We start from the raw sequence: 14,717 nt of genomic DNA, 5'->3' as shown, positions 1-14,717 counted from the left end.
ACTTTGTTCCGTTTCTTTAGTCTCAGAAATAGTGATAGAAACATTAATCACATCACTTTGAATCATAGAAAATTGTTCAATTTTAGGTGAAATAATCAAGCTATACCCAACCAAACCAACTAAAACGATAAAAAAAGAAAACGAGATTAAGCCGCTAAGAAAAAAATAGCGTTCTTGATTCGAACCCATCTACAAAGTCCTCATACTAAAAACTTTGCAAATAGATTGTTTATTGTGCAGTGACAAGAGAAACATTTTGAAAACCGGCTTTTTTTACAACCGCTAAAACATTCATAACATCACTGTAATTCAAACGTCCATCAGCACCAATTCGTACAGTAGAATCAGTGGGATAAGAGGGAGCCAATCGAATAAAATTATCTGCAAATGTTTCAATAGCAAATTGATCATTACCAATTTTAATTTTCTTGTCATTCGAAATCATAATTTCGATCGATTCTTTTTTAGTGATCTCTTTTTGAGCCGAACCATTAGGAAGACGAATCAACTCCTCATAAACGATATTAGGAGAAATTACCATCAAAATTGCCAAAAGAACCAACATTACATCCACGAGGGGAGTAATATTTAATTCTGGCTTTTCATCCCAATCAAACATGATTAAACCTCTTTTGAGAGGAGAGCATCACCTTGCATACGGATCAATCCCGAGAGCTCAAATGCTTTTCGTTTTAAAATTTGATGATAAGTATAAGCAAAAATTGCTACAAAAATCCCCGACGCCGTTGCAACCAACGCATCCGATACACCAGCAGCAATAATACTCATTGTTCCGCTTGCCTGTCCGATATTATCAAATGTACCCAAAATGGAAATCACCGTACCAAAAAGGCCGATAAACGGTGTAGTGGATGCAACAATGGAAAGAAACATTAATCCTTTAGTCGCTTCCTTCGTTGTCGCATACGTTGCCATATCAAATAATGACGTGCTAAAACGTTGTGAAGATTTACAAAAATGACTTAAATAAGCATAATCAGGAATTTGATGAGAGCCCATCAGTAGTGATTCAAGCGATTGATTTTCAGTAGATATCCATTGATTGAGTGAAAAAAAACGATAGAAAAAAACCCAATTAACGGAAATAAAATAGAGTGAGAGAACCAGCAACACTATAAGTGTTACTGGATGACTTTTATCGTAATAATCAGCAAATGTATGAAACATTGTTGAGATTAAACGTGATGTGCCGCTGATTCGATACGTGCTGATACCGATGCGATCATAGCATTGGAATCTGCTACGCTATTAATGAGTGATTTTGCTTCATCCAAGGCTTTAGCAATATCTCCTTCGCTTTCTCCTCGGATTGCGACAGCACCATCAACTAATACAACCACTTTGTTTTGGGTAATTTGAACAACCCCCCAATTCACAACGATTGATTCAGTTTTCCCATTCTCTTTATGTATATCGATAACTCCCGCTTGAAGCAAAGTCGTTAAAGAGACATGTTCTGGGAGAACGCCGAACTCTCCCTCTTCCCCCGGAAGGGTGACGCTTTTAGCAAGATCATTAAAAATAGACCCGCTTGGCGTTAGCACTTCTAATTGGAGTGTTTCCATAGTATTTCCTTATAAGGCGAGAAGCAATTACTTGCTTTTCATTTTTTCAGCTTTCTCGATCGCCTCATTCATATTACCAACCATGTAAAAAGCACCTTCTGGCATGTGGTCGAATTCACCCTCAAGAATACCTTTAAACCCTTTGATAGTGTCTTCAAGTTTAACATATTTACCAGGAGCACCGGTAAATACTTCCGCTACGTGGAAAGGTTGAGAAAGGAATTTCTCAATTTTACGTGCACGTTCAACCACTGATTTATCATCTTCAGAGAGCTCATCCATACCAAGAATTGCAATGATATCTTGCAAATCTTTGTATTTTTGAAGTGTTTTTTGAACACCGCGAGCAACACCGTAATGCTCTTCGCCGATAATTTGCGGATCAAGTAAGCGTGATGTTGAATCCAATGGATCAACCGCAGGATAGATCCCTTTTTCAGCGATTTTACGGTTAAGAACCGTTGTCGCATCCAAGTGAGCAAATACAGAAGCCGGAGCAGGGTCAGTCAAGTCATCCGCAGGTACGTATACCGCTTGAACCGACGTGATTGAACCTTTTTTGGTTGATGTAATACGGTCTTGAAGAGCACCCATTTCACGAGCCAATGTCGGTTGGTAACCAACGGCTGATGGGATACGTCCAAGAAGTGCTGACATCTCAGAACCTGATTGTGCAAAACGGAAGATGTTATCGATAAACATCAATACGTCAAGCCCTTTCTCATCACGGAAATATTCCGCCATGGTAAGACCGGTAAGAGCGATACGGTTACGTGCTCCCGGTGGTTCTGACATTTGACCATAGCACAGTGCTACTTTGTCCAAAACACTTGATTCTTTCATCTCGTGATAAAGGTCATTCCCCTCACGAGTACGTTCACCGACACCGGCGAAAACAGAAAGACCGCTATGTCCTTGAGCAACGTTGTTGATCAATTCCATGATAATAACGGTTTTACCAACACCGGCTCCACCGAAGAGACCGACTTTACCACCTTTACCATACGGTGCCAAAAGGTCAACAACTTTAATACCCGTTTCGAACATCTCAGTTTTTGTACTTTGATCAACCAACGGTGGAGGGTCACGGTGAATTGACCAAGTTTCACAATCAGTGACTTGATCTCCGCCATCGATGGTTTCACCGATTACGTTGAAAATACGTCCAAGAACTTTTTCTCCAACTGGAACTTTGATTGGAGCACCTGTAGCATGAGCAGCCATTCCACGAACTAGACCCTCAGACATATCCATAGCGATCGTTCGTACACGACCGTTTCCAAGGTGAGATGCTACTTCAAGAACAAGACGAGTCGTATTCCCTTCCACACTTACGTTTACTTCGATTGCTTCGTTGATAGTTGGTAAATAACCTTCAAAATCTACGTCAACAACCGGACCAATTACTTGAGCAATTTTACCAATCATTCTTTCCTCCATAATTATTTCATCGACTCGACGCCGCTGATAATCTCGATAAGTTCGGTTGTAATCGATTCTTGTCGCGCTTTATTAAACTTGACTTTTAACGAATTAACCATCTCTTTCGCGTTGTTGGTTGCAGCATCCATTGCCTGCATACGCGCACTGTGCTCTGCCGCAACAGAATCGATCAAAGCATAATACATATTGTATTCAGCGTATTTTGTTACTAATGAATCGAGCATTTTCTCTTCATCTTGTGCTTCAAGTTCTAACATTGTATTAGACACTTTTTCGCAATCATAACTCTCTACGTTGACCGGCAAAATGCGATTAACATGCAACTCTTGGGTAATAATATTTTTATATCCGTTATACACAAGATAGACAGCATCAATTTTACCCTCTTTGAAATCATTGATCGAGCGCGTCATAAACTCACTTGAACGCTGCATATCCGGTGCTGAGCTGAGATTTTTAACTTCATCAATCATTTCTACTTGATTATAGCTAAAAAACTCGATCCCTTTTTTCCCGATACCGCGAAGGCGGATTTTGACATTTTTATTTTTGTATTCACTCATAAGGCGTTTAACGGCTTTAATGGTTTGCATATTGAAACCGCCGCACAGACCTTTATCCGCTGTAACAAAAATAATATCGATCGTTTCAGGAGCATCATTTTCAATAAAGCAGCGATTTTCAATCCCGCCCACTTTGTTACATTTAATACGCCCTGCGATTTCAGCTATCACTTGATTCGTTTTTTGTGCAAACAGACGTGAGCGCTTCGCAAGCTCTTCCGCACGACGAAGTTTCGCCGTAGAGACAAGCTTCATAGCACGTGTGGTTTTTTGCGTGTTCGAGACGCTCTTAATCTGTCGTTGAATCTCTTTCAAGTTAGCCATAAAGATCCTTATTCAGCAACGAAAGTAGATTTAAACTCTTCGAGTGCTTTTTTCATCATTGCCATTGTTTCATCATCGATTTTAGATGTTTTAGCAATATTTTCAAAAATTTGAGGATAAGATGCCTCTACGAACGGATAAAGATCCGCTTCAAATTTAACAACATTTGAAGCAGCCATATCATCGAGGAAACCTTCATTACCTGCAAAAATAATCAATGATTGTTTCTCTGCTGAAAGTGGAGAATACGGAGGTTGTTTCAACACTTCCACCATACGTTGTCCACGCTCAAGTTGTTTACGGCTTACTTCATCCAAATCAGAAGCAAACTGAGCAAACGCTTGAAGCTCACGGTATTGTGCCAAATCAAGACGCAATGTTCCGGCAACTTGTTTCGTTGCTTTGATTTGCGCAGCACCACCGACACGTGATACAGAGAGACCGACGTTGATCGCAGGACGGATACCTGAGTTGAACAAATCGGTTTCCAAGAAAATTTGACCGTCAGTGATCGAAATAACGTTGGTTGGGATATACGCAGCAACGTCACCCGCTTGAGTTTCAATGATTGGAAGAGCAGTCAAAGAACCAGCACCCAATTCATCGTTCAATTTCGCTGCACGCTCTAGCAAACGAGAGTGTAGATAGAAAACGTCACCCGGATACGCTTCACGACCCGGAGGACGACGAAGGATCAAAGACATTTCACGATACGCTACCGCGTGTTTCGAGAGATCATCATAAATGATCAAACCATGCTTAGCGTTATCACGGAAATATTCACCCATCGTTACACCGGTATAGGGAGCAAGGAATTGGAGGGCTGCCGCTTCAGAAGCAGGTGAAGAAACGATGATGGTATAATCCATCGCACCAGCTTCTTCAAGACGACGAACTACTTGAGCAACGGTTGATTCTTTTTGTCCGATAGCGACATAAATACAAAGAACACCATTCCCTTTTTGATTGATAATAGTATCCAAAGCAACAGTAGTTTTACCCGTTTGGCGGTCACCAATGATCAATTCGCGTTGCCCACGTCCGATCGGAACAAGTGCATCAATCGCTTTAATACCGGTAGCCATTGGTTCATGAACTGATTTACGAGCCATAATACCAGGAGCTTTCTCTTCTACAAAACGAACTTCGGTGGTTTCAATAGGACCTTTACCGTCAATCGGCTCACCAAGAGCATTCACAACACGTCCAAGAAGTGCATCACCAACAGGAACACGTAAAAGACGTCCAAGACGTTTTACGCTCATCCCCTCACGAAGCTCTTTCCCTTTACCAAGGATAACAACACCAACACTACTCTCTTCAAGATTCATAACAAGACCGCGTGTGCCATCTTCAAATTCAACCATCTCTCCGGCCATAACGTTATTCAAGCCATAAACTTGAGCGATTCCGTCTCCATATGAGATGATTTTACCGGTTTCATTAATGTCTACATTAAGTTCGAAGTTCTCAATTCGCTCTTTAATGATCGAACTGATTTCGTCTGCTTGTACTTTTGCTACCACTATTTCTCCTTTCCCGAGGGTTAAATTGCTTTTAAAATGTGCTCAACAAGTTGAGCATTGAGGCGGCTTTTTGAAAAATTGATTTCGACATTCAAATCATCGACTTCAACACGGATACCGTCAAAATCAGACGCAACGTATTCTAATGCAATGACTGATTCTGTTTTTATACCTAAATCACGTGCAATCAAATCAACAGAAGTTAGATCTACAACACCATTACTGTAAATACGACCTTTATAAGTCCGCTTTGAACTTGCAATTGAACGTTTCAATTCCGATGCAAGGACTGGAATCAAAGGTAAACGGCCGTTTTCAGCTAATAATTTAATAAGGTTATTGACCGTTGAACTATTCGCAGGAGCTACCATATCTAAAACAAGTTGACACTTACTACCGCTGTTAACATCATTAGAATTCATAATGAGGTTAAATTTTTCATTCTCATATGCTTTAGAAATATTGCTGAGCAACTCTGCTAAGTTTTCCAATGACGCTTGATCACAGCTTTCCATCAAAGGTTTGATGTAACGTTTCGCAATGAGTTCGTACTGCATTTATGCCACCTTCTTTTTCAAGATTTCGGTCATAGCTTCTTTACCCAAAGCTTCATTACTACTGTTCATAACGTCATTCATAACGTCATTTACAACATCACGAACCATTTTACGCTTATCAAGTTCCATCAACGCACTATTTTGTTTTTCAATAATCTCAAGCTCTTGATCGCATTGAAGTAAAATTTTGTCAGACAAAATTTTATTCTCTCTTTTACTTGACTCTGCCAATTCGCTCGCAAATCGCATCGCCTCTTCTACTTTATGCTCAGCTGCTTCTTTAAGCCGTTTTGACTCCCGAAGACGCTCTTGAACTTTCTCAAGTTCATCAGCAATTGCTGTGCTTCTACCGTTAAAATAATTTTTAAGCGGTTCAGCCAACACATAGATTAAAATTCCGGCAAATATCAGGAAGTTAACCGTTCGTTGAACAATGTCCGTAGAGCCTTCTGCATGAGCATCTGATCCAAATAGATACGCACTGAGCAGTAATACTGTAACGATTATTTTACCCATTGCGTGCCTCATATTTGACTTAATTTTGCTGATACAGCAGATTGGAATGCAGGAACTTCATTTTGAAGTGCAGCAATCAAACGGGTTCGTTCTTCCGACAATTCGCCTTCGAACTTTGTGTACTCAAGTGCTAATTCAGCACGTTTTGTCTCTATTTTGCTATTTGCCAGCGCTTTGGCCTCAGCAATAACTTTTTCTCTTAATGCGGCTGCTTCCAGTTTAGCATCACTCATAATCTTTTCAGCTTTGGTGTGAAATGCGACGATTTCAGAATCGTTGTTTCCAACTTGTTCTAAATCCTTTTTAAGATCCGCATCCCGCTTTTCCATATAACTGAAAAGAGGTTTGTAAAGTAAACTGTTAAGAGCAGCAATAAGGACAAGGAAGACAATCAGTGTGCTGCCAAGCAGCATCGGACTTATATCTAACATACCACCTCCTAAAAGTTGCGTGATTATACTATGTATAAATTGAAGGGACAGTTAAACGTCAAAAGATATTAGAAAAGTAGGTCTAAAAATGACTCAATTTGAGTATTATTGTCGAAATCTATGGTTAGTTTGTAACCTTTTGTGCTACTTTTATAACCAAGTTCATATAATCGTTTTTTTAAAGTTGTCAATTCAAATTCCTCGACAGTAGATACGCTACGAGAGATATTAGATGGCATCTTAATTTTTTTCACCATACTTTCAACATCACGAACACTTAATTTCTGACCGATAATCGAATCTATCATCATTGCCTGTTCATTGGTATCGAGTCCCAAAACAACTTTTGCATGACCTGCTGTTATTTTTCCATCCAATAATGCTTTACGTCCTTTGTCACTTAATTGAAGAAGACGCAATGTATTAGTAATCTGTGCACGACTTTTATGTACCGTTTGAGAGAGTTGTTCATGCGTTAATTCATGAATATCAATCAGTTCTTGATATGCCTGCGCCAAATCAATCACATTGAGTTCATCACGCTGGATATTTTCAATCAATGCATGCTGACGCATTTGCTCATCGCTAACTGAGACTACAATGGCTTTAATTGTTTTATTTTTTGCCAATTTACTAGCACGAAGCCGACGTTCACCCGCAATGAGAATATACCCATCAAGATCTTCTTTAACGACGATGGGTTGAAGCAGCCCGTGTGTTTTTATCGATTCAGAAAGTTCTGCTAATGAATCGGAATCAAAATGTTTACGCGGTTGATACGGATTAGGACGAATTTTGGCTACTGCAATCTCCTCTACACCGCCTTTTTTAGGAAGCTCATTATCGTATGCTTCCTCAATTTCGCTTAACAGTGCTCCGAGACCTCGACCTAATGCGGAAGCTTTCGCCATTTCTTTCCTTTAGGCGATAATGGCATGTGCCAAATCTTGGTATGCCATAGAACCGCTTGATTTTACATCGTATAAAATAGCCGGTTTTCCAAAACTTGGAGATTCAGCCAATTTAACATTTCGAGGAATAACAATAAAGTCGTCACTACCTTCCGATTTAAATAGTTTTGCTTGAAAATGTTGACGTAAATCAGCAAATACCTGACGCGAAAGATTGTTTTGTGCACTGTACATCGTTGGCAGAAACCCTTTAATCGTCAGCTTCGGGTTAATCGTTTTGCGAACCAGTTTTACCGTATTAAGGAGTTGTGCCAAACCCTCTAAAGCAAAAAACTCACACTGAATCGGAATAATAACCGAATTAGATGCTGAAAGTGCATTAATCGTCATCGGTCCAAGTGCTGGGGGAGAGTCAATGATAACATAATCATACTCGTCTTTCACCTGAGCAATAGCACGCTTCAAAATTAGTTCACGCCCCTTTGCATTATCCGCATCGTAATACTCTTTTTCGACTCCAACAAGACCGATATTCGATGGAGCTAAAAAAAGTTTTGGTAATGATGTTTTTAAAATGATTTCTCGGAGTTTTTTAGCACCAATCAATACATGGTAAATATTAAACTCATAGTTGTTGCGGTGATACCCTAAAGAAGTTGTTGCATTCGCCTGAGGATCGGCATCGATCAACAATACTTTTTTTTCTGCAACAGCCAAAGATGCGGCTAGATTGACGGCGGTTGTGGTTTTCCCCACTCCCCCTTTTTGGTTAGCGATAACAATAACTTCACTCATCGTAAACTAAATATCCTTTGGCCGTCACACATTAACGATCCGTCTTTTAATAATACGGCCCTCTTTAGTGTAACTTTTTCATTATTGTTGTGGGTAAAAAACTCTCTACTATTCTCAAATTCTATCTTGTAATTACTAAAAATCTGCTTCCACGATGGTAAATTTTCAAACAATGCGCAATAACCTTCGGTTATATCGAGAGCTGTAATATCTAAATCAATTTTTTCAAAATTTTCAGGTGCAAAAACAAGATTCATCCCAATACCACATACTAAAAAATCACCAACTATATTAGTGATAAGACCACCAATTTTTTTTTCGTCTAAATAAAAATCATTCGGCCATTTTAGCCATACCTTAGAGTTTTTTGAAGCCAAAAATTCTTTCATTAAAAAAGCGAAATAAATAGATGAGGATTCAAGCTTTAAATCCTCAGGCAACATGGAACGCTTCATAGCAACTGAAATAAAAAGATTACCTTTTTCTCCAACCCAAGCATTACCACGAGACCCTTTTCCCACCGTTTGCATATCTGTCCCAATACACACAGGAACATTCAAATCGCCTTTTTTCAGTGCTTCGATTAGATAATTTTGTGTCGAGTCTAGTGACTCAAACCAATGGATATCCACACCCTATCCGTTTTCCGTTAAGATAATCAACGACTGAAGTCTCTTGTTTGGAAGGAGCTTGAACTCTTGTGATACGAAGTGAGCCACGAGAGCATTGAACAACAATACCCTCTTTATCCATATGGATAATTTCCCCCGCTTCACCAAGACTCGTCTCTTCTTCAAGTCTCATCTCTTTGATCTTTAATCCTGATTCATTAAATAATCCAGGCCAGGGAGTGTACGCACGATAACGGTTATAAATTTCACGTGCATCGGAAAAATCAATCAACCCATCCGATTTGAGTATTTTTTTGCAATGCGTTGCTTCGGCATTATTTTGAGAAGTTGCACTACATCGATCCCAATGTCGGATAACATCGAATGTCAAATCTACCGCTGTATCAGTAAGTCTTTTATAGAGCGATTCTACCATCTCATCTTTACCGATAGTGATCGTATCAATTTTGATAATTGCCCCCGTATCAAGACCCTCATCCATCCACATCGCCGTAACGCCGCTTTGTAAATCATTATTGAGCAAACTTTGTTGAATCGGACTTGCTCCACGGTAGTGTGGCAAGATTGAAGCGTGAAGATTGACGCAAGGGACATACTCCAAAATCGCTTTTGGAAGAATTTGACCGTATGCCGCGACAATAATTATATCGCAAGGTGTCGCTAATACTTCAGCCACAACCGCTTCATCACGAAGTCTATTAGGCTGAACCACGGGGATGTTTGCTTTTTCAGCCACTACCTTTACTACAGGCGGAGTCAAAATCGCTTTTCGCCCTACCGGTTTATCAGGCTGAGTATAAACACTAACAACTTCAATATCATCCGCTACGATTAATGCTTCTAAAATCGAGGCCGCATAATCGGGTGTCCCCATAAAGATAACACGGCTCATTATTGTTTCTCAGTAGCTTTAAACAGACTGCCTCCGCGATGTTGCCCCTCGATCAAAAAGCTTTTCGCATCACTCAGATCAAAACCGCTCGCCAAAAACATAGCTCCGCCTCGATTAAGGAGAAAATCGGCAGCTTTGAGTTTCGTCACGATTCCCCCGGTTGCAAAATTATGATTCGGCGTTACTTCCAATGCCAATTCCTCGTGTGTAATAGATTCAATACGTGAACGTACTTTTGCATCCTCATAGCTTCGGGGATCTTTGTCATAATAGGCATCAATGTCGGAAAGAATAACCAATAATTCGGCTCCAAAATGGTGAGCCGCATAGGCAGAGAGCTGGTCATTATCTCCCAAAATCAACTCTTCCGTCGCCGTCGCATCATTTTCGTTAATGATCGGAACAACGTTATGTTTGAGGAGGGTTTCAATCGTATCTTTCGCTTTTTGGGACTCTTCGGCGGTATTAAAGTTAGCCGCTGTTACCAATACTTGGGAGGGAAGAATAGAATAGTGTTCAAACATCTTGCGGTATTTATTCATCAAAATCGGCTGACCGATCGAAGCAAGGGCTTGTTTGTTTGCCAAAATCTTTTTATCGAGTTTTAGTTCCGTGTACCCTGCCGCAACTGCCCCCGAAGAGACAAGGATTACTTCATAGCTTTTTTTGAGCTCAGCAATAAAATCGACAAGGTTTTGCATCCGATCTTTTGCAATGCGCTCATGGTCGCTTAAAACCGCACTTCCAACTTTAACAACGATCCGCTTCATGCGCGCTCCGTTACGACCATTTGATAGAGTGCGTACGTTAATGGTTTGATATTGAGATTGATTGCCGATGAGATCGGTGCGATAAATGCCGGTTTGGAGCGCTCATAAAACGCTTTGTCAAAATCAGCTTGCTCATAGACCGGATACTCGTCGCTGAAAGCAAATCGGCTTTTTTTAACAGGATCAAGATTAACCAGCTTTAAAAACGCATTCGTTTTTTCGATTGCTTCTTCCGGAGTCATCGCATCGGCACGGGTAAGAGCGATAGCGTAATTACGTTCTGCCAACAGAGGTGAGAATTTTTCAAGCTCTTGTTTGAGGGTTTCGTATTGATACTCAAGCTCATGGTACGATGCCAAATCGATCATAAATAAAAGTGTTTTGGTACGTTCGATATGGCGAAGGAATTTAAGCCCAAGTCCTTTACCCTCAGATGCACCGCCGATAATTCCCGGAATATCCGCCATGATATACGAATCGAACTCACCGATATTAATCTGTCCGAGTTTTGGGGTCAGTGTCGTAAACTCATAGTTGGCGACTTCAGGACGGGCGTTGGAAACAGTAGAGATCAATGTCGATTTACCGACATTCGGGAATCCGACCAAACCAACATCCGCGATCAATTTAAGATCAAGTCGAAGAACACGCGTAATCGCAGGTTCACCCGGTTGAGCGTACATCGGTTTTTGGTTCGTTGAGGATTTGAAGTGAACGTTTCCAAGACCACCGCGTCCCCCTTCTAAAAAGAGAACTTCTTTACCGTCTTCTAAAAGATCGAGTAAAACATCACCCGTTTCAACATCAACCACTTGCGTTCCAGGAGGGACAACAACCACGAGACGCTTACCTGCTTTACCCGCCATATTCGAACCGGCACCCGGTTGACCTTTATCGGCTTTGAGGTTTTTATTCCCTTGGAAGTGAGCAAGTGTATGAGTATTATTATCTACTTTAAAATAGACATCTCCACCTTTACCGCCGTCACCGCCGTTTGGTCCCCCCTGAAGAACATATTTTTCCCGTCGGAAAGCAACACACCCTGCTCCCCCTTTACCGGATGAGACGGTAATTTCTACACTATCACTAAACATTTATATATCCTTATTGTCTTAACACTATACTCTATTCGAACAGCATACCATTAAAAAATATAATTGTGTATTTGGAAAACGATTTTACGAGTCGGGCGTAGATGCCCGATTGAGGATAATTAAGCGGCAGGTACGATAGAAACTTGTTTGCGTTTTTTATCTTTACGTTCAAACGCTACGACACCGTCAACTAATGCATACAGTGTGTGATCTTTACCCATACCGATGTTTTTACCTGGGTGAACTTTGGTTCCGCGTTGACGAATAATAATATTACCCGCACGTACCATCTCACCACCGTATTTTTTGACACCGAGTCTACGTCCCGCTGAGTCGCGGTTATTCTGTGTACTACCCTGACCTTTCTTATGAGCCATGCTGTCCTCCTACTTTTAAATAATTACGCAGCAATCTTAACGATGCGAACGCGTGTGTGATCTCGTCTGAAACCACGTTTTAATTTGCTGTCTTTACGACGACGTTTTTTGTAGATCACGACTTTACGGTCACGACCTTCATTGATAACTTCAGCGGTAACAACAGCACCCTCTACGAATGGAGTACCGGTTTTAAGTTCACCGTTATTAACGGCAAGAACTTCTTTGATTTCGACGGTGGTTTTAGGATCAAGTCCCATTTTATCGAACAAAAGGATATCACCCTCTTGAACTTTATACTGTTTTCCGCCGTTTTTGATAATTGCGTACATTAGCGTTCCTTACTTACAAGTCTACAAAAAGTGGCGAATTATAGCCAACGTTTATTTAAGCTCAAATTAAAATGCAGGATTTCAATCAATATTATTCATAATTGGTTCAAAATTTACAATAAAAAATTTACTTTGACTAAACAATACGAATATTTATGAATAATTCTGATAAAAATCATACGAGAAAAGGGAATATTGTCACTATGCTTTTAACATAGTGACAAGAGTAACTTAGTGGTGAGTTGTCGTGCTGTGATGCGTTGTAGTAGTTGCATTGTCACTCGCTACTGCTACCGCAGCAGCAGCAACTGCTGCGGTAACCGCAGCAGCAACAAGAGTACTTGTAGCAACGGCACCAGCAGCTATACCGCCAGCCGCAGCCGCACCTGCTGCTACACCAGTACCAGCTGTTACAGCTCCAGCAGCAGCACCTGTAGTTGCTGCACCAGCTCCAGCTGTAACAGCACCTGTAGTACCGGCAGCTCCTGTTGTGCCTGATACAGCTCCGCTAACTGCACCTTCTACTGCACCCATAAGATGAGATGACATCAAACCTAAAACCAAAACGATCGAAGCAATTTTTTTCATTGCAACCCCTTTTACTTTAATTAAATCCGCAATATTATATCGAAAATATTATTTTCATTCCTTAAATTCATCACGATTTTCGTTCATTTCAAATACATTCGACGGATGCAATCCTACTAAAGAATTTAATTGAGACGCATACTGTGCCACATCTCTCGTCCACGGTTTTAAACTATAGCTCAAACTACCCCGTATTTTTTTGGGAGCAATAGTGGAGAGTGGAATACTCAAAAAGACCCCTTTATCCATATATCCCCGATTTGATTCAGATTGAAAAACATCTGTATCCGTTTTAGTGATAAATGCTCCCATTGTGAAATGCTTAAATTCTCTTAAAAATGTGAGATGTATTCCACGATCTCCGGCAAAAAACTCTCCTACTTTTGCTTTTGCTTTAATCCCCAACGGTGGATACAGATTGGCAAAAAGATTTATAAACTTACCCTGAAATCGAACATCTTCAAAACCGAATAAATCATCAACAAGCCGCTTTTGAACCGTTTGGTATTCCACTCCGATACCGTAACGACCTCCAGCAATCGGTCGATAAAGTTCTACATCCATCCCGCCGTATGCCGCTTCGAAATACCCTATTTCTCCACGTCCATAAAAATTCCACGGCAGTTTTACCACTTGATCATAAACAAGATCTTGCAGTTGTACACCGTTGTATTGAATGTATTTAAGACTGTCTGTTCTCGTTGCCGATGATGCGGGTTCTAATGTCTTTAACCCTACAGAATCGGTCGTATTTGCAATCGGAAAGCGCAGACGCCCATACATAAATCCACCCGGAAGCGTTTGATAACGTCCTCCTCCTAAGAGTGAAATTTTATACGTTAAAGGGTTATCCTTATCATTGAGATACGTTTGCAGAGAAGGTTTAAAAAGCCACGCAAAATTTTTACCACCGATTGTGTCTGTTTTATAAATCTCTTTTTCACCTGAAAACTGTTGATACGATTCCTCTGTATCTTCACTAAAACTTAGTGTCTTTTCTGATATCTGAGTCTGAGGATCTGATTTGATTTTACGGATATCATGTCGACTCACATTCAATACCGAATACTCCAAATCACTTTGCTTGAGCGCTATATAAAAATCATCTATCCGACGAGGTGCCGTTTCATCTAAAATATCGGCTACACGTCCTAAGGCTTTTATCGGTGAATTATATTTTGGATTTTCGATCGATGCCCATACTTTTGTGTCATTGACCGCTACCTGAACATTCGAATAACGTTCTACCGCTATTTCATCGGCTAAAATGAGAGAGAGATTACGATCATCATAGCGCTCAAAACGCTCCGGAGTTCCTGCTATGGCACGCCATCTCGGATCAGGTTCATGAGGATAAAGCCCTTCATCGTGAAATGGAAT

General features: G+C 40.5%; 20 protein-coding genes. All 20 read right to left on the bottom strand.

The features are described from left to right. Positions 1-189, bottom strand: a 189-nt coding sequence (locus tag WA010_RS04325; RefSeq protein ID WP_422555927.1) for a hypothetical protein, incomplete at its 3' end; no start/stop codon positions are given. A gap of 40 nt (positions 190-229) precedes the next feature. After that, positions 230-619: an ExbD/TolR family protein gene (locus tag WA010_RS04320; RefSeq protein WP_422555926.1), complete on the bottom strand. Its 390-nt coding sequence runs from the start codon at positions 617-619 to the stop codon at positions 230-232. A gap of 2 nt (positions 620-621) precedes the next feature. Continuing rightward, positions 622-1,188 (bottom strand): MotA/TolQ/ExbB proton channel family protein, encoded by a 567-nt coding sequence (locus WA010_RS04315; RefSeq protein ID WP_422555925.1) that lies wholly within the window; start codon positions 1,186-1,188, stop codon positions 622-624. Positions 1,189-1,196: 8 nt separating this feature from the next. Then, positions 1,197-1,586 (bottom strand): ATP synthase F1 subunit epsilon, encoded by a 390-nt coding sequence (gene atpC / locus WA010_RS04310; RefSeq protein WP_422555924.1) that lies wholly within the window; start codon positions 1,584-1,586, stop codon positions 1,197-1,199. 27 nt (positions 1,587-1,613) lie between these two features. Continuing rightward, on the bottom strand, positions 1,614-3,014 hold the full coding sequence (gene atpD, locus WA010_RS04305; RefSeq protein WP_422555923.1) for a F0F1 ATP synthase subunit beta: 1,401 nt from the start codon (positions 3,012-3,014) through the stop codon (positions 1,614-1,616). Positions 3,015-3,028: 14 nt separating this feature from the next. Continuing rightward, positions 3,029-3,916 carry an ATP synthase F1 subunit gamma gene (atpG, locus tag WA010_RS04300; RefSeq protein WP_422555922.1) on the bottom strand — a complete coding sequence of 296 codons (888 nt, stop codon included), beginning with the start codon at positions 3,914-3,916 and terminating at the stop codon, positions 3,029-3,031. An 8-nt stretch (positions 3,917-3,924) separates the two neighbouring features. Continuing rightward, positions 3,925-5,442, bottom strand: a complete 1,518-nt coding sequence (gene atpA / locus WA010_RS04295; RefSeq protein ID WP_422555921.1) for a F0F1 ATP synthase subunit alpha — start codon at positions 5,440-5,442, stop codon at positions 3,925-3,927. Between the two features lie 20 nt (positions 5,443-5,462). Next, positions 5,463-5,999, bottom strand: a complete 537-nt coding sequence (locus tag WA010_RS04290) for a F0F1 ATP synthase subunit delta (RefSeq protein ID WP_422555920.1) — start codon at positions 5,997-5,999, stop codon at positions 5,463-5,465. Then, complete coding sequence (locus WA010_RS04285; RefSeq protein ID WP_422555919.1) at positions 6,000-6,515, bottom strand: F0F1 ATP synthase subunit B; 516 nt, start codon at positions 6,513-6,515, stop codon at positions 6,000-6,002. A gap of 8 nt (positions 6,516-6,523) precedes the next feature. Then, the gene (locus WA010_RS04280) at positions 6,524-6,946 is read right to left on the bottom strand and encodes a F0F1 ATP synthase subunit B' (protein ID WP_422555918.1); all 423 of its coding nucleotides are present in this window, start codon (positions 6,944-6,946) and stop codon (positions 6,524-6,526) included. Positions 6,947-7,014: 68 nt separating this feature from the next. Beyond that, positions 7,015-7,857 carry a ParB/RepB/Spo0J family partition protein gene (locus WA010_RS04275; protein WP_422555917.1) on the bottom strand — a complete coding sequence of 281 codons (843 nt, stop codon included), beginning with the start codon at positions 7,855-7,857 and terminating at the stop codon, positions 7,015-7,017. Between the two features lie 9 nt (positions 7,858-7,866). Next, positions 7,867-8,652, bottom strand: coding sequence for a ParA family protein (locus WA010_RS04270; RefSeq protein WP_422555916.1), 786 nt, complete (start codon positions 8,650-8,652; stop codon positions 7,867-7,869). Further along, positions 8,649-9,284 (bottom strand): biotin--[acetyl-CoA-carboxylase] ligase, encoded by a 636-nt coding sequence (locus WA010_RS04265; protein ID WP_422555915.1) that lies wholly within the window; start codon positions 9,282-9,284, stop codon positions 8,649-8,651. Before WA010_RS04265 ends, WA010_RS04270 begins: the two co-directional genes overlap by 4 nt. After that, positions 9,265-10,176, bottom strand: coding sequence for a methionyl-tRNA formyltransferase (fmt, locus tag WA010_RS04260; RefSeq protein ID WP_422555914.1), 912 nt, complete (start codon positions 10,174-10,176; stop codon positions 9,265-9,267). The genes WA010_RS04265 and fmt overlap by 20 nt, the downstream gene beginning before the upstream one ends. Then, positions 10,176-10,946, bottom strand: a complete 771-nt coding sequence (gene proB / locus WA010_RS04255) for a glutamate 5-kinase (protein WP_422555913.1) — start codon at positions 10,944-10,946, stop codon at positions 10,176-10,178. The genes fmt and proB overlap by 1 nt, the downstream gene beginning before the upstream one ends. Next, positions 10,943-12,040, bottom strand: a complete 1,098-nt coding sequence (obgE, locus tag WA010_RS04250; protein WP_422555912.1) for a GTPase ObgE — start codon at positions 12,038-12,040, stop codon at positions 10,943-10,945. The genes proB and obgE overlap by 4 nt, the downstream gene beginning before the upstream one ends. Positions 12,041-12,159: 119 nt before the next feature. After that, positions 12,160-12,417, bottom strand: coding sequence for a 50S ribosomal protein L27 (gene rpmA, locus WA010_RS04245; protein WP_422555911.1), 258 nt, complete (start codon positions 12,415-12,417; stop codon positions 12,160-12,162). Between the two features lie 23 nt (positions 12,418-12,440). Next, positions 12,441-12,749, bottom strand: coding sequence for a 50S ribosomal protein L21 (rplU, locus tag WA010_RS04240; protein ID WP_015654104.1), 309 nt, complete (start codon positions 12,747-12,749; stop codon positions 12,441-12,443). A gap of 231 nt (positions 12,750-12,980) precedes the next feature. Then, a complete protein-coding gene (locus WA010_RS04235) occupies positions 12,981-13,337 on the bottom strand; it encodes a hypothetical protein (protein ID WP_422555910.1) in 357 nt (118 codons plus the stop codon). Between the two features lie 54 nt (positions 13,338-13,391). Then, positions 13,392-14,717, bottom strand: a 1,326-nt coding sequence (locus tag WA010_RS04230) for a YjbH domain-containing protein (RefSeq protein ID WP_422555909.1), incomplete at its 5' end; no start/stop codon positions are given.

This window comes from Sulfuricurvum sp. (assembly GCF_049305995.1).
GTDB lineage: Bacteria > Campylobacterota > Campylobacteria > Campylobacterales > Sulfurimonadaceae > Sulfuricurvum.
The sequence above is the reverse complement of the archived record's forward strand: the minus strand, read 5'-3'. Positions and strand labels throughout refer to the sequence as shown.